At 64.5% G+C, this 18,409-nt stretch carries 16 protein-coding genes; 8 read left to right on the top strand and 8 right to left on the bottom strand.

Annotated elements, in window-relative coordinates:
• The first annotated feature begins 45 nt into the window (after positions 1 to 45).
• Complete coding sequence (locus DK926_RS07470) at positions 46 to 315, top strand: DUF1049 domain-containing protein (protein WP_114329878.1); 270 nt, start codon at positions 46 to 48, stop codon at positions 313 to 315.
• Positions 316 to 343: 28 nt separating this feature from the next.
• Here the strand turns inward: DK926_RS07470 and DK926_RS07465 are convergent, their stop codons facing one another.
• The 5 genes from DK926_RS07465 to DK926_RS07445 are packed head-to-tail and all read right to left on the bottom strand — an operon-like array spanning position 344 to position 8,772.
• The gene (locus tag DK926_RS07465; protein ID WP_114329877.1) at positions 344 to 1,051 is read right to left on the bottom strand and encodes a TetR/AcrR family transcriptional regulator; all 708 of its coding nucleotides are present in this window, start codon (positions 1,049 to 1,051) and stop codon (positions 344 to 346) included.
• A 25-nt stretch (positions 1,052 to 1,076) separates the two neighbouring features.
• Entirely contained in the window at positions 1,077 to 2,603 is a 1,527-nt protein-coding gene (locus tag DK926_RS07460; RefSeq protein WP_114329876.1) for an FAD-dependent monooxygenase, read from the bottom strand.
• Positions 2,604 to 2,635: 32 nt separating this feature from the next.
• On the bottom strand, positions 2,636 to 4,333 hold the full coding sequence (locus DK926_RS07455) for an AMP-binding protein (protein WP_243636697.1): 1,698 nt from the start codon (positions 4,331 to 4,333) through the stop codon (positions 2,636 to 2,638).
• Entirely contained in the window at positions 4,330 to 6,651 is a 2,322-nt protein-coding gene (locus DK926_RS07450) for a hydantoinase B/oxoprolinase family protein (protein WP_114329875.1), read from the bottom strand. Before DK926_RS07450 ends, DK926_RS07455 begins: the two co-directional genes overlap by 4 nt.
• A gap of 18 nt (positions 6,652 to 6,669) precedes the next feature.
• On the bottom strand, positions 6,670 to 8,772 hold the full coding sequence (locus DK926_RS07445) for a hydantoinase/oxoprolinase family protein (protein WP_114329920.1): 2,103 nt from the start codon (positions 8,770 to 8,772) through the stop codon (positions 6,670 to 6,672).
• A gap of 256 nt (positions 8,773 to 9,028) precedes the next feature.
• Between DK926_RS07445 and DK926_RS07440 the strand changes: the two genes are divergently transcribed.
• Genes DK926_RS07440 through DK926_RS07420 form a run of 5 tightly spaced genes read left to right on the top strand, consistent with a single transcriptional unit; the run spans position 9,029 to position 13,242 of the window.
• Positions 9,029 to 9,781: a maleate cis-trans isomerase gene (locus tag DK926_RS07440; protein WP_114329874.1), complete on the top strand. Its 753-nt coding sequence runs from the start codon at positions 9,029 to 9,031 to the stop codon at positions 9,779 to 9,781.
• Positions 9,782 to 9,793: 12 nt separating this feature from the next.
• The gene (locus DK926_RS07435) at positions 9,794 to 10,423 is read left to right on the top strand and encodes a VOC family protein (RefSeq protein WP_114329873.1); all 630 of its coding nucleotides are present in this window, start codon (positions 9,794 to 9,796) and stop codon (positions 10,421 to 10,423) included.
• Positions 10,420 to 10,665 carry a hypothetical protein gene (locus tag DK926_RS07430; RefSeq protein ID WP_114329872.1) on the top strand — a complete coding sequence of 82 codons (246 nt, stop codon included), beginning with the start codon at positions 10,420 to 10,422 and terminating at the stop codon, positions 10,663 to 10,665. The genes DK926_RS07435 and DK926_RS07430 overlap by 4 nt, the downstream gene beginning before the upstream one ends.
• Positions 10,662 to 11,897, top strand: a complete 1,236-nt coding sequence (locus DK926_RS07425; RefSeq protein ID WP_114329871.1) for an alpha/beta hydrolase — start codon at positions 10,662 to 10,664, stop codon at positions 11,895 to 11,897. The genes DK926_RS07430 and DK926_RS07425 overlap by 4 nt, the downstream gene beginning before the upstream one ends.
• 31 nt (positions 11,898 to 11,928) lie before the next feature.
• The gene (locus tag DK926_RS07420; protein ID WP_207890767.1) at positions 11,929 to 13,242 is read left to right on the top strand and encodes an aromatic acid/H+ symport family MFS transporter; all 1,314 of its coding nucleotides are present in this window, start codon (positions 11,929 to 11,931) and stop codon (positions 13,240 to 13,242) included.
• 93 nt (positions 13,243 to 13,335) lie between these two features.
• Here the strand turns inward: DK926_RS07420 and DK926_RS07415 are convergent, their stop codons facing one another.
• Together DK926_RS07415 and DK926_RS07410 are read right to left on the bottom strand one after the other, a co-directional pair.
• Positions 13,336 to 14,328, bottom strand: a complete 993-nt coding sequence (locus tag DK926_RS07415) for a sugar phosphate isomerase/epimerase (RefSeq protein WP_114329870.1) — start codon at positions 14,326 to 14,328, stop codon at positions 13,336 to 13,338.
• 69 nt (positions 14,329 to 14,397) lie between these two features.
• Positions 14,398 to 15,573 (bottom strand): Gfo/Idh/MocA family oxidoreductase, encoded by a 1,176-nt coding sequence (locus tag DK926_RS07410; protein ID WP_114329869.1) that lies wholly within the window; start codon positions 15,571 to 15,573, stop codon positions 14,398 to 14,400.
• A gap of 143 nt (positions 15,574 to 15,716) precedes the next feature.
• On the opposite strand from DK926_RS07410, the gene DK926_RS07405 reads away from it, so the two are divergent.
• Complete coding sequence (locus tag DK926_RS07405; protein WP_114329868.1) at positions 15,717 to 16,742, top strand: LacI family DNA-binding transcriptional regulator; 1,026 nt, start codon at positions 15,717 to 15,719, stop codon at positions 16,740 to 16,742.
• 21 nt (positions 16,743 to 16,763) lie between these two features.
• On the opposite strand, the gene DK926_RS07400 is transcribed toward DK926_RS07405, so the two are convergent.
• Positions 16,764 to 17,078 (bottom strand): WhiB family transcriptional regulator, encoded by a 315-nt coding sequence (locus tag DK926_RS07400; RefSeq protein WP_114329867.1) that lies wholly within the window; start codon positions 17,076 to 17,078, stop codon positions 16,764 to 16,766.
• Between the two features lie 124 nt (positions 17,079 to 17,202).
• On the opposite strand from DK926_RS07400, the gene DK926_RS07395 reads away from it, so the two are divergent.
• Complete coding sequence (locus tag DK926_RS07395) at positions 17,203 to 18,399, top strand: ROK family transcriptional regulator (RefSeq protein ID WP_114329866.1); 1,197 nt, start codon at positions 17,203 to 17,205, stop codon at positions 18,397 to 18,399.
• Positions 18,400 to 18,409: the final 10 nt, after the last annotated feature.

Here is an 18,409-nt window from a genome sequence, read left to right as displayed (position 1 = left end):
CGGCCCCGAACACGCAACCATTCACTTCTACCGTGAGGACCGAACATGACTACCGCCGATTCCACTCCCATCGCACCCGCCCGCCCGCGCCGCCGCGGCGGATTCGCAGCCAAGCTGTCACTGATCGTGGCTCTGGTGTTCACGATCGCCCTGGTGATCTTCGTGCTGCAGAACACCGTGCACGAGAACGTCAATTTCCTCGGCTGGAACTTCGGCCTTCCTCAGGGAGTGTGGCTGTTGGGCGCTGCCGCAGTCGGATCGATCATCACCCTCGCCGCCGCAGCCTCGCTACGTGTGCGCCGGGCGGTGCGTTAGACAAGCGAGCCGCGCCCGGAGCAGCTGCTCAGTCCTTCAGGAGCCTCTCGAGATAGTCGAGGTCCTGGCGGAGCATGGCAATCGCTCGCTCCGGGCCCTCGGGCGCCGACGGTTCGCCGTCGTTCTTGGCGACGGTTCGGATGGCCATGTCAGCGAGATGCGTTGCTACCGAACGATCGGCGTCGGCATCGCCGCTTTGATGCCACCAGGCAACCCAGTTCAGCATGCCGATGATGCCCAGGGCCGCGGTGCGAGGGTCGACGGGCCGCATCTCGCCGGTCTTGATGCCACGTTCGATGACGAGGACGAACTCTTTCAACACGTGCCGTCTGCTCTGCTGGTACTTCCGTGAAATCTCTTCTGGCAGGTCGGCTTCCGATCGGATGATCAGTTTGAAGCGATCGGAACTCTGCGCCTGGTTGATCGCGATCGCGGTGGCCATCTTGCGCAATTTCTCGGTGGGGCTGAGATCCGTTCTTTCGTTGATGTCGTGCAACACCGCGGCAGGTGTCTCGGTGCTTTCGCTGACGAGCCTCGCGAGAAGTGCGTCCTTGTTCGCGACGTAGTGATACAAAGCAGGCCGCGTGAGTCCGGTGGCGTCGGCGATGTCCTGCAGCGTGGTGCTGGCGAAGCCCTTCTCCGCGAACAGCCGCGTCGCCTGGTCGAGTATTTGATTCTCGACCAGCTCGCGACGCGGGTTGCGCGCGGATCCCCGGGATGCGTCCTCGCGTGTCATTGTCGAAGGATAACCGTCGCGAAACTCACGACTCCACCGACACGAGGTGCGTGCGCGCGCTGACGAGCCCTGCGACAGCGTCCGACGTGCAGGTCGGCGGGACGGCGACGACGACCAGAGCACCGCTGCCACGCATCATCCGCTCGGCCACGTCGAGGCGCGTGAGGACAGCCGTCCGGTCGGGCGGACCCGTCAACCACACGGTGGAGCAAGCGCTAGCCTCGTCGACGAGCGCCGTGGCTTTCTCGTTCCATGCCGATTCGACGTCGACGGACAGCACGGCCGTGGACGGCTCGTCGCGCAAAGACGCTGGGGCGTATCGGGTGTCGAATGTGCCTCGACGGTGTTCGAGTGGACGGTGCAGAACCCAGTCGGAGATTTCCTCGGGTGGCTCGGCATGGCCACCGATGTTCGCGTAGCTCGCAATACCGTTCCACGCGACGTCGGGTGCGGATTCGAGAAATCGTTCCAGGCCGACCTTTCCCGCGCGAGTCATGTAGGCAACCATCAGTTGCTCGACGGGCAGGTCCATGCGCTGGGGGAACGACTCCCACCAGTGTTCGCTGCGACGCGCGATCTCCTGGAGGTGCCGCACATCCGGGCGACGAACACGCTCGTACTCGGTGAGTGCGTCGTCGATGGAGTTCGCAGAGGTCAGAGCGGCGTCGAGCGCGATGGCGTCTTCCATGGCCAGCTTGGTGCCCGAGCCGATCGAGTAGTGCGCGGTGTGGGCGGCGTCGCCGAGAAGGACGACGTTTCCGACGGACCAGCTGCGGCAGGAGACGGTCCGAAATCGCATCCACCGTGTTCGGTTGCCGATGAGGCTATGTCCCTGCAGCGTCTCGCGAAACGCGGCTTCGAGGTACCGTAACGACGCCTCGTCGCTGTCGCCGGACTCGACGGAATCCGCGGCGTCGAATCCTGCTCGACGCCATGTTTCTTCGTCCGTTTCGACGAGGAACGTGCTGCGATCGGACGCATACGGATAAGCGTGTGCGACGAACGTCCCGTGCTCGGTCGTGACCGGGACGAAGATCGCGCTCGGCAGCGCGAAATCCGTTCCACACCAGAGATAGAGCCCGGAACCGGTGGAGATGTCGGCTCCGAAAGCGGGCTCGCCGGAGCGCGTCGCACTGTTGATTCCGTCGGCCGCAATGACGAGGTCGACGTCGAGTTCCTGGGCATGGCGGCGTTCGCCGAACTCCAGACGTACTCCGGCGTCGCTCGCTTGGTTCTGCAGTACGGCCAGTAGGGTCGTGCGTGCAATCGCGAGGAGATCCCCGTGTGCAAGGCGCGCCGTCCGGTCTCCCACCTGCAACGACATCTCGTGCGAATAGGCCTCGGCGACAATGGCATCGAGCGATGCCGCGTCGGCTGCGCGAAGGTTACGCTGAGTTCGCGATGCGAGACCGACGCCGAACCCGAACGTCGAGTCCGGCGCGCTCTGTTCGTAGACGGTGACGTCTGCATCGGGGTTGGACAGTTTGAGCAGTCGTGCTGCGTAGAGGCCGCCTGGCCCCCCGCCGATGACTGCGACGCGGTCGAGTTTCATGGATACTCCAGTGTTCGAAGGTGATACCCGGTCTACGAGGTGGACCCGGGCGTGGTTTCGGTCTGCACCTTCGCAGCGATGTCCATCCGAAGCCGTTTCTTGTCGATCTTGTTCACGTTGGTTCGGGGCAACGAGTCGAGCCATTCGAGGCGCTCGGGCCACTTGAACTTGGCGACGCCGAGCTGGGTCAGATGGTCCTGGACCTCGGTGAGCGTCAACTCCTGTTCTGCCGCAACGAGATATGCGCACGTCTTCTCGCCGAGACGCGGATCGGGCATCGCGACGACGGCCACACCCACGATGCCGGGGTGTCGAAGCAGGAGAACTTCGAGTTCTTCGGCGTTGATCTTCTCTCCGCCGCGGTTGATCAGGTCCTTGATGCGGCCTTCGATCGTGACGAACCGCTGGCCGTCGATCACGGTGACCGATGCGAGGTCGCCGGTGCGGTAGAACCCGTCGGAAGTGAATGCCGTCCGATTGTGTTCTGGCGCTGCGAAATAACCGGCGATGGTGTACGGACCCCTGCAGCTCAGTTCGCCGACCTCCCCGTCCGCGAGTTCGGTCTCGGTGCCAGGGTCGAGAATGCGCACTTCGTCGTCCGGTGAGACCGGTGTGCCGACGGTTGCGATGCGGGCCTCACGTGGTGCGTCGACCGGCGTGACCGTGAACAAGCCCTCCGACATTCCGAACAGCTGTCCGGCCCAGTGGCTTTCACCGTCGTCGACGCGGTCCATCAACGCATTCGACACCTTGGCCCCGGACAGGATGACATGTTTCAGTGCGCCTCGCACCCTCTCGAAGTCCGGATCGAGCACGGTCTGGTAGTGACCGTGGCCGATCAAGACCTCGGTGGCCCGTGCGGACTCCATGAGGTCGAGTGCGGGTTTCGGATCCGCCGTTGCCAGAACGAGGCATGCGCCGACGGCGTGTGATGCATGCAGCCCGCACGAGATACCGGCGTTGTGCACGATCGGAATCAGGTGCGCGACCCGGCTGTCCATCGTCCATTCGAGTCGTTGTGCGTAGAGCAGTGCGTTGTTCCAGTACTCGGCGTGAATGCGCGGAATGACCTTGGGGACACCCGTCGTTCCGCCGGAGAGCTGAAACGCGACGACGTCCTGGGGGTCGGTGTCCGCTTCGATCGCTTCGACGGCCGCCCTGGCGTCACCCGGGTCGATTCCGTGTCCGAGATCTTCGAGACGCATTTCATCGTCACTGTGGCTCCCCACCGTGATCACGCGTCGCACGGTATCGCTGCCCGACGCGTGCTCACGGGCGAACTGCACCAGGTCGAACGACGGCATTCCTGCCTCGACGATGTGCAGTGCAGCGCCGACGGTCTTGCTGACATGGCCGATCTCGTGCATCCGATGCGCGGCCAGCGTCGCAACGGGCACCAAGCCGGCTTTGATGCACCCGTACCAGGCGAGGACGGTCTCGAGGCGGTTGGTGATCTGGAAGAGCACAGGTTCGAGTCGCGTGAATCCCAACTGCATCAGACCTGCGGCGATCGCGTCGGTGCGACGGTCCAGTTCGGCGTAGGTGAGTGAGCCTTGGGCCGTGACGAGAGCCTGCCTGTCGGGGTACCGCAGTGCAACCTCGTGGAACCGCCTGCCCGTAGGGAGGTCACTCCACGAACCGCTGTCGCGGTAGCGACGTGCGCGCTCTTCCGGATAGGGCACCAAGTGCCCACCCCAGTCGAAGTACGTCGGACTCGCTGCCATCGTCATCGTTCTGCCACCGCGGGAAGAAGCCGGGACATCTCGAGCGAGTGATCGGGATGGTCGGCAGGAACGATGCCGGAGTAGATGGCGGTCCAGCATCCCGGGCAGCAGAGCTGACGGAACACGATCGGAGTGTCGACGTACTCGGAGGCGTCGGACGTCACCTGCGGCCCTGCCTCCGAGGAAGGTCCTTCGTAGCGAGCCAACTCCAGTGTGCCGTCGTTCTTCTCGTCGCCGAGGAGGCGTCCGCAATGGGCACACGCGACGACTCGGACGTCGGCGACGGTGATCTCGGCGAGATTGTCGTCGAGACGGCGCGCGAGCGTCAGATCCATCGTGGGGGCGTCGCCGTGCGTCGTGGAACGGTTTCGACGCTGCGCGAACATCTCCCGGCGCCGCTCGGCCGTGGCCGATTCGTCGACGGCACCGGCGTCGACGACGACACCGTAGACGGCCGACGCACCCTCTTCGGTGACCTTGCCTTCGCGGAGGTCGACGACCACCGCAGCTGGGTCGCGACGCAGCGGGTCGCCGTATCCGCCGCCGCCCTGCCAGTGCATGTACAGGACTTCGCCTGGCGCAACGTAGCTTTCGGCGTAGCAGGGGCCGAATTCCTGGCCTCCCGCGACTTCGTCGAGAGTCGACGGAATCCTGCCTGCCGCAAATTGCTCGTTGATGTCGGTGCCGCGCGCCAGGATCTCGAGACCGGTGTTGCCTGGGTAGCCGCCTGCGAGACCGTTGTTCTGTGCCACGGCCTTGCCTGCGGAGGCCAGGACGAGACCCATGGGCAGCGACGTTCCGTAGGGTGTCACCGCGAGCGACGCGCTGACACCGCCTCGGTGGCGTCCCGGGCCGCCGGAGTCGGGCTCTTCGCGACGCCACAGCGTCAGCAGCGGGTACAGGAACTCGGTCATTTCGGTGTCGGGGATGCGGCCCATCGGGATGCAGAAGAGGCCACCGGTATCCATGCCGTCGGCTGTAGGTTGCGCCCCGTACCCGCCCGCCATGGGCTCCATCATGATGTTCAGGAACGGGACCGGTTGTTCGGCTCGCTCGTCCAGGCCGGCGATCACGGCGGTGTCCCATGTGCCGCAGCATGCGGCCTGCACGCTCTTGCCCAGATCGACGGACCTGTCGAGCATCTGTGACAGGCATTCGGCGATGAGATTGCCGGTCAACCAGGCCGGTCCGATGGGGCCTCGGCTGACCGCAGCGGGGAAGCTCGCGTTGTTGATCGTGCCTTCCTCGGACACCAAGTCGAAGCAACGCATCAGCCCGCCTGCCGACCACGGGATGTCACCGGCCAGGATCGGGAGCAGGGCGAGCATGACGCCGCCGCGCATACCTGCGTAGGTGCAGTTGATGACGCCGGTCTGCTGGTCCGTCCCGGTGAAGTCGAACGTCAGGTGATCGGCGGTCTTGGTCATCGCGACGGTGATCTTGTGGACGTCGCGATCACCCACGCTCGACTGGTCCTGGTAGCCGGTCGCCTTCCACGTTCCGTCGGGAAGCGATGAAAGCTTGTAGCGGAGGCGCGATTCGGCGTCGGTCATCATGCGCTTCATGACGGCTTTGACGGTATCGGCGCCGTACTGTTCGATGACGGCGAGCATACGGTTGCGTCCGACGGTGTTGGCGCCGATCTTCGCCCGCAGATCGAGGCCGACGAGCATGGGCACTCGTGACCGCCTGACCCACAGGTCGGCGATGTCACGCTGAAGTTCGTGTCCGCGAACCACTTTGACAGGTGGGGTCGGAAGTGATTCGGAGAAGACGTCTTTCGCCGACGGGTCGAACGATCCGAGGCCGGAGCCACCGAGGTCGGGCTCGTGGCAGATCGCGCTCGTCCACGCGAACAGCTTGCCGTCGTGGAAGATCGGCTGGTAGACGATGACGTCGCTCTGATGCAGTCCACCGCCGACCCACGGGTCGTTGCAGAGGAACATGTCGCCCTCTTCGATGCCGGGATTGGTGGCTCGGTTCTGCAGCGTCCAATAGATCGCCAAGTCCACGGCCCCGACGAGCATCGTGTTGTACAGACCGACCTGAACCTCTTGTCCCACTTCGTCGCTGATGGCGAAGTCGAAGTCGTTCGCATCGGTGACGATGGGGGAGCCGGACATACGCTTGAGTGCCTCGCCCATCTCGTCCGTCACCGACCACAACCTGTGCCGCACGACCTCGTACGTCAAGGGATCGAGATCGTCGATCTGCTCCTGAGTGACGGTATGGATCGGCAAGCTCGGCGGAAGGGAACGGGACAAAGCATCGGGGTCGACGGGTCGACTCGAGAACACTTCCGAGCCGGGAATCGCTGATGTCATGGGAATGCTCCTGGGTGCTTACTGGGCGACGATGTTCAGGTTGCCGAGGCGATCGACGGTGCCTGTGGTGCCATGCGGAACGACGACAGTCGTGGTGGGGACCTCGACGATCGCGGGACCGTTGATGACATGGCCTGCGGCGAGCTTGCTGTAGTCGTAGATGTCGGTGTCCACGTAGCCGATTCGACCGTCGAGGCACACCTGCCGTGATCCGATGCGTGCGTCGGCCGAGTCGGCCGAGTCGGCGGACTTCAGCTCCGGGAGTGTCGGGGAGAAGGGGAGGACACCGGTGGCGCGTACGCGGTAGGTGATGGCTTGAATTCCTGCCTCGCGGAATCCGCTGTCCTTGCCGTACAGGTCCGCGTACCGCATCTCGAACAGGTCCGACGCGTGAGCGATGCTCGCGGCGTCGAGATTGCCTGCGGGTATCGACGTCGCGACCTCGGCGAGCTGCATCGTGTACCGCATGTCGATCTCGCGCTCGATCTCGATGTCGGCGAACTTCAGGCCTTGTCGACCGAGCGCTTCACGGACTCGTGTCTCGAGGCCGTCGAAATTCTGTTCTGCACGGGCGGGATCGAGTGGCATGGCTGCGGGATCGGACAACTCCGCTGCCAGAACGATGTTCGACGACGCCAGGCCGTAGGCCGAGAAGGCCGACGCGACCTGTCCGAGCGGGACGATAACTTCCTTGACTCCGACCTCGGCTGCGTATCCGGCGCAGTGCGCTGGTCCTGCACCGCCGAAGGCGTAGAGAACGAAATCTCGTGGGTCGTGGCCCGCTTCGACGACGGTCTTGCGGAGGAGGTCGCCCGTTTGAGCGTTCTGAACGGCGTAGATCGCGGCGGCGGCCTCCTCGACAGTCAGCCCGAGCGGTTCGGCGATGCGACGCCGGATGGCCTCGCGTGCCTTTTCCTTGTCGAGAGCCTTTCGGCCCCCGAGCAATCCGCGTTCGGGAAGAATCCCGAGGACGAGGTTGGCGTCGGCGTTGGTGGGTTCGGTTCCGCCCTGGCCGTAACATGCGGGGCCCGGTACCGCCTGTGCGCTGTGTGGTCCGATCTGGAGGTTGCCGCCTGCGTCGACCCACGCGATCGCGCCGCCGCCCGATCCGATGGCGTGCACCTCGAGGGTGGGCACGTTGATCGGATGGTGGTTGATGATGGTGCTGGACGCTCGTACCGGCTCTCCGTCGACGACGAGTCCCACGAGGAAAGTGGTGCCGCCGACGTCGGTGGCGATGATGTTCTCGTGCCCGAGTTGCTTGCCGAGCGAGACCGCCCCGACGACACCACCGGTGAGAACGGAACCGACGGTACTGATGGCATTGTTCGGTGCTTCGGCGGCAGCGACGGCGCCGCCGTTGCTCTGCATGACCAACAGAGGACCGGCCAGTTCGAGCGCGCGCAGCTTCTCTTCGAGCGAACCGAGGTAGTCGCGAAGCCCCGGACCGATCTGGGTGCTCATGATCGTGGTTGCGTTGCGGGCGAACTCGCGAATGCGAGGACTTACTTCGGACGACAGCGAAACGAACATGGTCGGATCGATCTCGTGCACGAGTTCACGAATTCGCTGTTCGTGCACCGGGTTCCGGAACGACCACAGCAAGGATACGGCGATGCCCGATACGCCGTCGTCCACGAGCCGGCGGATCGAATCACGCGCGGAGTCCTCGTCGAGGGCGACGACGATGTTGCCGTCGCGGTCGAGGCGTTCGGTGACCTCGAGGGCATGTTTCTTGGGCACGAGGCCGTGAGACTTGCTCTGGCCGAGCACGTTCTGCAGTTGCTCCGGTGACCGGCCGAGGTACCGGCCCTCGACGTTCATGATGTAGATCGAGTCGCGGTGTCCCTTGGTGGTCAGAAAGCCGACCGGGGGAACGTTGCCCATGACCAGCGCATTGAGCGACGACGTGGTGCCGTGCGCGATGTGGTGGGTGTTCGCGAGCATCTCGGCAACCGGTAGGTCGAGCTGAGCGGCCAGAACTTCCAGCACGTCGATGACGCCCTGGGAGTAGTCGGGCGGGGTCGAGGGTGCCTTGGCTGCGACGACGGTACCGGATCCGTCGTCGAGTACTGCGTCTGTGAACGTGCCGCCGACGTCCACTCCGATCACGTAGGTCATGTCGGTGTGCTCCTTAGGTCCGAGTCGAAGACGCCCGAGAGGTGTGAGTGCGTGCTCCAACACCGCTTACGTCTGCGTCGAGTATTCGACGTTGACGAAAACATGTCAAGTAGTAAACGTGAGCGGGATCACCACCTGCGATCTTGCCTGATTGCCCGCCGGGTCGGGATGGCGCAGCTGGGGCGGGCTTGACTGATCGTCGCTGACGTCGAATACTCGTCATTGGCGTAAATTTCTTCGATTCGAAGGGCACACCATGAGTTTTCACCGCATCGGACTCGTCGTACCGAGTTCCAATGTGACCGTCGAGACCGAGATGCCGGAGCTGTTGGCGCGGCACTCGGATGCGCGCTTTTCGTTCCATTCCAGCCGTATGCGCATGCAGGCCGTGTCACCGGAACAGCTGCGTGCGATGAATGCCCAACGTGAGCGGTGCATTCTCGAACTGGGTGATGCCGACGTCGACGCGATCCTGTACGCATGCCTGGTCGCGCTGATGGCTGCCGGTCCCGGCGAACACCAGCGTGTCGAAGGGCTCGTCGCCGAACAACTGGCGACGGGAGGGTCCGACGCGGCCGTCAGGTCCAGTGCCGGCGCGTTGGTGGAAGCATTGAACGCGCTGAAGGCCACCTCCATCGCACTCGTGACGCCGTACATGAAGCCGCTGGCCGAAAAAGTCGTCGAGTACCTCGAAGCCGAAGGCTTTCACATCGTCGACTGGCGCGCACTCGAGGTGTCCGACAATGCAGAGGTCGGTTGCATCCCCGGCGCGCGGGTGATGGATGCCGCGCGGTCGCTGGAGTTGACGGGTGTCGACGCTCTCGTCATTTCCGCCTGCGTGCAGATGCCGTCGCTGCCGCTCGTTCAGGCAGCCGAAGACGAGTTCGGAATTCCGGTTCTGTCGGCAGCAACCGCAGGCGCATACAGCCTGCTTCGTGCACTCGACCTACCCGTCGATCTGCCCGACGCGGGGTCCCTGCTTCGAGCAGACGCGGCAGTAACTCTCTAGAAAGGAGATCAGATGTCCCTCCCACACAAGGTCAAAGGCGTCGACCACGTCGCCTACCCGACGTTCGACCCGGCCGCGACGGTCGAGTTCTACCGCGACGTCCTGGGTTTCCCCGTCGTGCACTCCATCTGCGCAGCAGGCTGGGGCCCGGAGAAGCACCCGGATTTCATTCATTTCTTCTTCGACATCGGAAACGACGACCGACTCGCCTTCTTCTACTACTTCGGACTCGAACCGTTCGACGGTGGGCCACAGGGGGATTCGTACTCGCGGTTCACCGAGGACGTGCCGATCTTCTTCATCCGATCAAGGCACCTCGCGATCCACGTGGACAGCGAGGACGATCTGCTCGAGTATCGGCGCCGTCTCGACGGCAGCGAATGGCCTGTCGAGATGCAGATCCAGCACGAGACGATCGAGTCGATCTACACGCACGATCCCAACGGATACATGATCGAGATCACGAGGGCGATGCGTCCGGTCACCCCGCAGGAAGATCTCGACGCCAACCTGACGATCGACGCTCTCATCGACGTCGTGCGCGGCCCCGACCCCAGCATGGCGAACCTGTTGACGCGCAAAGCTGAGTTGATCGTCGAACGCGCAGCCGATTGGGTTCCCGAAGAGGTCGGTACTCGATGACTACTTTGTTCGTTCTGGATGTTCCCGAGAACACCGCGATCGCCGCTGTCGCAGGCCAGGATTCGGCGGTGGAGATCGATCGCATCGGACCGTACTTTCGTATTCGATCCGCTGGCGAGATCGTGATAGATCGCCGAGCGACCGGCTGCAGACACGCAGTCTGGTACTCCGGTGTCGCCGGTTTGCATCGGTCCCGAATTCTGCAGTGGGACAAGGACGCGATGCGGGTCGACGCGCTATGACCTCGACCAGTTCGAGGCTGGGCGCAGGCCGCTACATCGATGCCGCGGAGGCGCCGCGCTCGACCGTGACGTCGGTACACGAGTTGCGGACGGCCGACGATGCCCGAGTGAGCGGCGTCCTACGAACCGTCCCGGGCGCGCGCATCGTCGTCACGTTGATGCATCCACGGCAGGACCTGACACACCACGTTCTGGTTCCCGAGCTGCTCGCTCGCGGGTACGCGGTGTGGACTCAGGGCACCCGATCGGTCAACAACGATCTGTCCCTGGTACACGAGCAGGCGCTTCTCGACGTCGCCGCGGGGCAGGTCTTCGTGCAGGAGAAATTCGATCACGTTGTCACGTTGGGTCATTCGGGGGGCGGTACGCTCTTCGCGTTCTATCACGAGCAGGCCGGCCTCGCGCCCTCGCAGCGATTGACGACAACCCCGGCGGGACGGCCGATCGACCTTGCGTCGGCCGACATGCCGACCCCCGACGGCGCGCTGTTCATGGCACCGCATCCCGGCCAGGGCGCTCTGCTGCTGCGGTTGATCGACCCGTCGGTCGTCGACGAGTCGGATCCGATGTCGGTGGATTCGGCGCTCGATCCGTTCGATCCGGCGAACGGTTTCGCCGAGGCGCCCGAGAGTTCCTCGTACTCGGCGGAATTCCTCGAACGGTATCGCGCAGCACAGCGACAGCGAATCGAGCGTCTCGACGCGGTCGCGCGTGACCGCGTCGCCGAGGCGACGGACGCTCGTCGACGGTTCAAGACCAGCGGCAACCCCGTCGACCGCCGAACCGCCCTCGCCCCCAGAATCCTCACCGTTCACCGGACGGACGCCGATCCGAGGTTCATGGATCTGTCGTTGAGTCCGAACGACCGGCCGTACGGGTCGTTGTTCGGCCGTCGGCCGGACCTGACCAATTACGGGCTCGTCGGGTTCGGGCGTCTGTCCACTCCGGACGCCTGGCTGTCCACATGGTCGGGACTGTCTACCAACGCGGATTTCGTTCGATGCGCCCCAGGCGTCGTGGTGCCGTCGTTGTTCGTCGAATTGACCGGCGATCAGGCGTGTTTCCCGGAGGACGCCGAAGTCATGTTCGACGCCTTGGGTTCGGTCGACAAGACCACCGTCGCGGTCGCGGGAACCCATTTCGGGGGACCGATCACCCCGGGCGCACCTACCGGTGCTTCGCTGGCCGCCGCCGACATCGGCGCGTGGCTTACCGAGCGCTTCGACCGATGACAACAAGTTTCATCTCGAAGTGGGAGTATCGATGACGAACCGCAGCCTATTTGCTGTGCCCGTGGTCGGCGGACTATGCATGTTCGCGCTGATCCTCGAAGGCTACGACCTCCTCATGTACGGCACCGTCGTCCCGTCGCTTCTCTCCTACGAACCGTGGGACCTCGACGCAACCCAGGTCGGCGTTCTCGGGTCGCTGTCCGGCGTCGGCATGCTCATCGGAGCTCTGTTGGCCGCGGTCGTCACCGACCGGTGGGGACGGCGGGCGAGCTTGCTCGGCGCGGTCACCACGTTCTCGGTTGCAATGGGCGTCTGTGCTGCCGCTCCGAGTCCCGAAGTATTCGGAATCGGCCGTTTTTTCGTCGGCTTGGGTGCAGGGGTCCTCATGCCGACGGCGGCGGCCGTCCTCATCGAGTTCTCACGCCCCGAGAAACGTGCCCGATCGGTCGCACTGGCGTTCGTCGGAACAAGCGTCGGCGGGATCCTCGCGGCACTGCTGTCGCTGTGGTTGGTCCCCGCCTTCGGGTTCCGCGCCATGTTCGTTGCCGGAATCGTTCCCGCAGTGATCTTCTTGCCCGTCATGACGAGATTCCTCCCGGAGTCTCCCGCATTCCTCGTGTCACGGGGCGAACACGAAGTCGCGGCTTCGATTGCCGCACGTTTCGAGCTCCAGGTCGCAGAGCCGGAGCCCGCGGGCGGAGCCACCCGGAACATGGGGCTGCGGGCACTGTTCGGGCCGGGACGAACCAGAGCCACGCTGCTGTTCTGGGGCATGACCCTGGTGTGTCTGTTGGTGTTGTTCGGAGTAGCCACTTGGCTACCGGCCCTGATGAAGTCGGCCGGTTATCCGCTGGGCGCCGCGCTCTCGTTCCTGCTCGTCCTGAACATCGGCGGGATCGTCGGAGGGCTCGGTGGCGGCATCCTGGCCGATCGGTTCGGCATCAAGCCGGTCACCACCGTGCTGTTTCTGTGTGCCGCAGCGTCTCTCATGACGGTCGCGACCACACCTCCGCTCGCCGTGATCTACCTGTTGGTGCTACTCGCCGGAATCGGCACCACCGGCACACAGATCATGCTGAACGCCTACATCGGTAGCTTCTACCCCGCGTCGACCCGTGCGACGGGACTGGGACTGGCGTTGGGCGTGGGACGCATCGGTGCGATCGCCGGGCCGACCTACGGAGGAGTGTTCATCGCCCTGGGGGCCGGAACGACGGTGCAACTGTTCGCTTTTGCCGGACCGGCAGTAGTCGGCGCCATCCTGACCCTTCTCGTGCCCAGCCGTGCGTACGCGTCCGTCGCGGCTCGGAATGCGGGTGGTAAGAACGCAAAGTACGTTGCCTAACAGAGTCGTGCGAAGGAAAAGGGCGGTCGTCTGTCCACGCCTGGGAAACGACTCACCCGGGCGCGGCTGAGATGCCGCGCCCGGATGTCGTTGTCAGAGAGCAGCTTTGGCCTTGTTCAGCGTGTCGACGGCGATCTGGAGGCCTTCGAGAGGACCGTAGGCTGTGTCCTCGTGTTCGATGTTGACGGCCATGTTCGGGTCGACGGCGTTCAGGGCGCGCAGGAAGCGGGTCCAGAACTCGACGTCGTGTCCTTCGCCGACGGCGACGAAGTCCCAGGCGGAGTCCTCGGGCCACTTGTTGACCACGTGCCTGCCGCCGAGACCGGTGGGGTTCTGATCGGCAGGGATGCGCGTGAAGCGGTCGTCGAGGACGCCGTAGATCTCGCAGTTCGGGTTGATACGGGTGTCCTTGGCGGCGGCGTGGAAGACCAGCGGTCCGAGCCATTCGATGGCCTTGACCGGGTCGATGCCCTGCCAGAACAGGTGCGACGGATCCATTTCGGCGCCGACGTTCGTCAGCCCGCCCTTCTCCGCCAGACGCTTCATCGTCGGCGGGTTGAACACGAGGTTCTGCGGGTGCATCTCGATGGCGACCTTGACGCCGTTCTCGCGGGCGAGGGCGTCGATTTCCTTCCAGAACGGGACCGCGACCTGGTCCCACTGGTAGTCCTGGGAGTCGAGGTAGCCCGAATCCCACGTGTTGACGTGCCATGCCGGCCACGTGCCGCCCTCGTGTGCTGCCGGCAGCCCGGACATGGTGACGACGCGGTCGATGCCGAGCAGTCCGGCGACCTTGATGGACTTGCGCAGGTCCTCGGCGTCCTCGGGGCCGACCTCGGGATCGGGATGCAGGGGATTGCCGTTGCAGTTCAGGCCGGCGATGGAGACGCCGGTGCCCTCGAAGTTCTTCAGGTACTCCTCGGGGCTGATCTTTCCGGCGAGGAGGTCGTCGACGGGAAGGTGGTTCGGGGGCAGGAAGCCGCCGGAGTTGATTTCGATGCCTTCGAGCCCGAGGGAAGCGACCGTCGCGATGGCGTCGGGCAGGGTCTTGTCGTGAAGGATTGCGTTGTAGACGCCGAGCTTCATGTTGTCAGTCCTTGTAAGAGTCTGCGGTGGTGGTCGTTTCGGGGCTGCTGGGGACGGACCCCCCGACTGTCAGATCTTGACGGCGATGCCGTTGCCTGCGGCCGACTCGGTGATGGCGGCGACGATCTGCATGCCGCGTAGGCCGTGCGCGAAGTCGGGGAGCTCGGGCAAACCTTGGATTCCAGCAACCTGGTCCAGAAACGCACGCGCCTGATAGGCGAAGAACTCCGCCTTGCCGTGTCCGACGCCGCCGGCATCCATGGGCAGGCCGCCGCGGATGTAGGGGTGCTGGGGTCCGATGATGACCTGACGACGGCCGTTGACCGTGTCGTCGATGTCGGTGGTGGAGATGTGGAACTCCGAGGCGCGCTCGAGTGCCCAGGACGCGGAGCCCTTCGTGCCGAACACGTCGAACGACAGTCCGTCCGGGTTGCAGTGCGAGACACGGGAAGCGGAGAACGTTCCGACGAACCCACCCTCGAACTGCACGGTGAAGGTGGCGACGTCCTCGTTCTCGACGGCAGCCATCTCGCCGGTGGTTTCGGCTTTGGTGTGTCCGTAGGTGACGCCGACGGGGACTGGGCGTTCGGTGATGACGGTGGAGAACTGTGCGCCGCGGACCGAGGTGATGGGTCCGGCAACAAATTCGGCGAGGTCGATCAGGTGGCTACCGACGTCGGCGAGGGCGCCGGTGCCGAGGCCGCCCCTGTAGCGCCAGGTGATCGGTCCGGTGGGATCGAGGGAGTAGTCGGCGCGGTAACGGCCGTCGAAGTGGACGATGTCGCCGAGGCGGCCGGCTTCGAGTTCGTTGGCGATCGCCTGGACCGCGGGGGAGCGGCGGTAGGTGTAGCCGACGGAGGCGATGCCGGTCGCGGACGCTGCTGCGGCGACCACGGACTGAGCGTCGGCGATGGAACCGGCGAGGGGCTTTTCGCAGAGCACGTTCTTGCCCGCGGCGAGGAGTCCTTCGACGATCTCGCGGTGCAGGTGGTTGGCGACGACGACGCTGACGACCTGGATGTCGTCGGCAGCGGCGATGGCCTGCCAGCTGTACTCCGCACGTTCGTAGCCGTAGCGCTTGGCGGTGTCGTCGGCGATGGCCTCGTTCGTGTCGGCGATCGCGACGAGCCGTACGTCGGGACGGTCGGTGTCGAACAGGGTCGATGCCATGCGGTATCCGGCTGCGTGGGCGCGGCCTGCCATTCCGCCGCCGATGACGGCAACGCCGATGGAGTCCTGTCTCATGAGCGTGATGCTTTCTGTCGTGGGGAGTTGCACATTTAGTCCGATCTATTTGACCGGTCTAATACGGCTACTATGAGACACCGGTCACGGCCATGTCAAGGCGGCGTAGGCGGTGATCGGAACCGTCGAAGCAAGGAGGGCGCATGGGTAACGGGCGTTCGGTGACGATGCAGGACATCGCGGATCGGGTGGGTGTCTCGAAGGCGCTCGTCTCGATGATCTTTCGAGGGGTACCGGGCCCGAGCGCCGAGACCAAAGAGCGGGTTTTCGAGGTGGCCGCCGAGCTCGACTATCGCCCGAATCGCACCGCGGCGTTGCTGTCCCTGCGACGCACGCATCTGATCGGCGTCATGACGAACATTCGCAACCCCTTCCACACCGAGATGGTCGAGCACATGGTGGCTGCGGCCGACACGGTCGGGTACGAGATAGTTCTCGGCGCCGTCACGTCGACGCACCCCGAGTCCAAGGTGATCGAGACACTTCTGGATTTCCGATGCGAGGCTGTCGTTCTCCTCGGACCCGAAGCCCCCGCGGAGTCGCTGACCCAGTGGGCCGAGCGGGTGCCCGTTGTATCCGTCGGACGTCGCGTCACCGGGGCCGGTGTCGATGTCGTGCGCGCCGGAGATTCGCCCGGCATGAGTGACGTCGTCGATCATCTCGTCGACTTCGGGCATCGCCGAATCGCTCACTTGACCGGCGGCTCCGGATCGATCGCGAACGATCGATTGGCTGGGTATCGTCGCGCGATGCGCAGGCATGGCCTCGCCGAGTACGAGCGCGTAGTGGACGGTGACTTCACCGAGAACTGCGCGCCGAGCGCCGTCCACGAGTTGTTCGGTTCCCCGGGGTCACGCCCTACCGCAATCGTGGCAGCAAACGATCTCAGCGCCGTCGGTCTTCTGGATGCTTTGCAGCGCAGTGGATTCGCGGTACCCCGCGACGTGTCGGTTACCGGGTACGACGACAGCACCCTCGCCCGGATGGCGCACATCGATCTCACTACGGTCAGCCAGCGGCCTGAAGAGCAGGCTGTCAGGGCGGTGCGCGCAGCTGTCGAACGGCTCGACGACAACCGCGCCGAGGCGGCGTCGACCGTTCTCAGGCCCCGTCTCGTGGTGCGGGCGACCACTGGTCCGGTGCCTGCGACAACCGACCGAGTCGTCTGACCACCCGAGGGGCCGCGACCGTTACGCTGTCTTGCGCTGCGCCCTCAGGTAGTCCGCCCGCTCCGTCTGCGACATTCCGCCCCACACGCCGTACGGCTCACGGGTTTTGAGCGCATAGGAACGACACTGCTCCAGCACCGGGCATCCTGTGCAGATCGCCTTGGCCTCCTGTTCTCTGCGCACCCGCGCGTGCCCACGCTCGTCGTACGGATGAAAGAACTGGGAAGAACTGTGGCCGCGGCATTTTCCGTGGAGTTGCCAGTCCCACTCTTCTGTCACGGCAGGAGGCAGCCATACGGTCTTCGTCGGAACGTCTCGGACTCTCACTGATGTCATTGCTCCTCCTTCAGGTCCTCGGTGAACCACCCTAGAACGACTTCAACCGTGAAACAACCCCACTTATGTTTTTGAAAGTCGTAAGTATGTTGCTCTTGGCCGGTTCAGTTGGTTCAATGGCCTCATGCGAACACCGCGACCCAGCGCGCCTTCTGCCACCGCGGGTGACGTGTTCGCGCTCGTTCGTGACGGTGTTGCGACGACCCGCGCCGATCTGGCCAAGCACACGGGCTTGTCGCGTTCGGCCGTCGTGTCGCGTGTCAATGCGCTGTGTGCGCTCGGACTCGTCGTCGAGTCCGAGGACGATCGGTCGACCGGCGGTCGACCGCCTGCGCGACTGTCGTTCGATGTCGACGCAGGCATCGTGCTCGCTGCCGCGATCGGGCGCAGTCGCTCGCAGCTCGCAGTGTTCACCGTCGGAGGCGAATTCCTGGCGGGGGACACCGTCGACCAGGAGATCGGCGTCGGGCCCGACGAGTTGATGCCGCAGATCACCACACGGTTCGACGCGCTGATCGACGACGCGGGACGTACCGGCCACCGAATCTTCGGAGTCGGACTGGCCATACCCGGTACCGCGGACACGGTACGTGGGTGCAGTCTCGATTCGCCGATCATGCACGGATGGGACGGCGTTCCACTGGCGCCCTACTTCGGCGAACTGACCTCCGCGCCCGTCTTTCTCGACAACGACGCGAATGCGATGATACTGGGCGAACGACGCGGCACCCGAGAACACTTCCAGAACGTTCTGCTGGTGAAGGCGTCGACCGGACTCGGTGCCGGGATCGTTGCGGGCGGAGTGCTACAACGCGGATCGCTGGGCGCTGCAGGAGAATTCGGGCATACCAAGACGGCCGCAGCTGCGGGAGTGGCATGTCGCTGCGGAGACTCGGGCTGTCTCGAGGCGATAGCGGGCGGTTGGGCTCTGGTTCACGCGCTCCAGGATCAAGGGCGTTCCGTCGGACATATCCGAGACGTCGTCGATCTCGCGGTCGGCGGCGATGCCGAAGCTCGACGGCTCATCCGCGACAGCGGACGCCACATCGGCGAAACATTGGCCGGCGCAGTGAACTTGCTCAACCCGGAAATTCTCGTACTGGGCGGAGACATGGCCAAGTCGTACGACATCTTCGTCGCAGGACTGCGGGAAACGGTGTATGGACGTGCGACGGCGCTGGCCACTCGCAACCTGACCATCAGGGCCACCATGCACAGTGGCCAGTCCGGTGTGATCGGCTGCGCTGCTTTGGTTTCCGACCGCGTGTTGAGTTCGGAGGCCATCGATGCCTCGCTGCGTGCGAGTTCGGCCTCGACCTGACCGGTCGCGC

This window comes from Rhodococcus sp. Eu-32 (assembly GCF_003336925.1).
GTDB classification, from domain to species: Bacteria; Actinomycetota; Actinomycetes; order Mycobacteriales; family Mycobacteriaceae; genus Rhodococcoides; species Rhodococcoides kyotonensis_B.
The sequence above is the reverse complement of the archived record's forward strand: the minus strand, read 5'-3'. Positions and strand labels throughout refer to the sequence as shown.

Excerpts from the sequence above, each read along its gene's own strand:
- DK926_RS07470 (WP_114329878.1), top strand. The coding sequence starts at position 46 with ATGACTACCGCCGATTCCACTCCCATCGCACCCGCCCGCCCGCGCCGC.
- DK926_RS07465 (WP_114329877.1), bottom strand. The coding sequence starts at position 1,051 with ATGACACGCGAGGACGCATCCCGGGGATCCGCGCGCAACCCGCGTCGC.
- DK926_RS07460 (WP_114329876.1), bottom strand. The coding sequence starts at position 2,603 with ATGAAACTCGACCGCGTCGCAGTCATCGGCGGGGGGCCAGGCGGCCTC.
- DK926_RS07455 (WP_243636697.1), bottom strand. The coding sequence starts at position 4,333 with ATGACGATGGCAGCGAGTCCGACGTACTTCGACTGGGGTGGGCACTTG.
- DK926_RS07450 (WP_114329875.1), bottom strand. The coding sequence starts at position 6,651 with ATGACATCAGCGATTCCCGGCTCGGAAGTGTTCTCGAGTCGACCCGTC.
- DK926_RS07445 (WP_114329920.1), bottom strand. The coding sequence starts at position 8,772 with ATGACCTACGTGATCGGAGTGGACGTCGGCGGCACGTTCACAGACGCA.
- DK926_RS07440 (WP_114329874.1), top strand. The coding sequence starts at position 9,029 with ATGAGTTTTCACCGCATCGGACTCGTCGTACCGAGTTCCAATGTGACC.
- DK926_RS07435 (WP_114329873.1), top strand. The coding sequence starts at position 9,794 with ATGTCCCTCCCACACAAGGTCAAAGGCGTCGACCACGTCGCCTACCCG.
- DK926_RS07430 (WP_114329872.1), top strand. The coding sequence starts at position 10,420 with ATGACTACTTTGTTCGTTCTGGATGTTCCCGAGAACACCGCGATCGCC.
- DK926_RS07425 (WP_114329871.1), top strand. The coding sequence starts at position 10,662 with ATGACCTCGACCAGTTCGAGGCTGGGCGCAGGCCGCTACATCGATGCC.
- DK926_RS07420 (WP_207890767.1), top strand. The coding sequence starts at position 11,929 with ATGACGAACCGCAGCCTATTTGCTGTGCCCGTGGTCGGCGGACTATGC.
- DK926_RS07415 (WP_114329870.1), bottom strand. The coding sequence starts at position 14,328 with ATGAAGCTCGGCGTCTACAACGCAATCCTTCACGACAAGACCCTGCCC.
- DK926_RS07410 (WP_114329869.1), bottom strand. The coding sequence starts at position 15,573 with ATGAGACAGGACTCCATCGGCGTTGCCGTCATCGGCGGCGGAATGGCA.
- DK926_RS07405 (WP_114329868.1), top strand. The coding sequence starts at position 15,717 with ATGGGTAACGGGCGTTCGGTGACGATGCAGGACATCGCGGATCGGGTG.
- DK926_RS07400 (WP_114329867.1), bottom strand. The coding sequence starts at position 17,078 with ATGACATCAGTGAGAGTCCGAGACGTTCCGACGAAGACCGTATGGCTG.
- DK926_RS07395 (WP_114329866.1), top strand. The coding sequence starts at position 17,203 with ATGCGAACACCGCGACCCAGCGCGCCTTCTGCCACCGCGGGTGACGTG.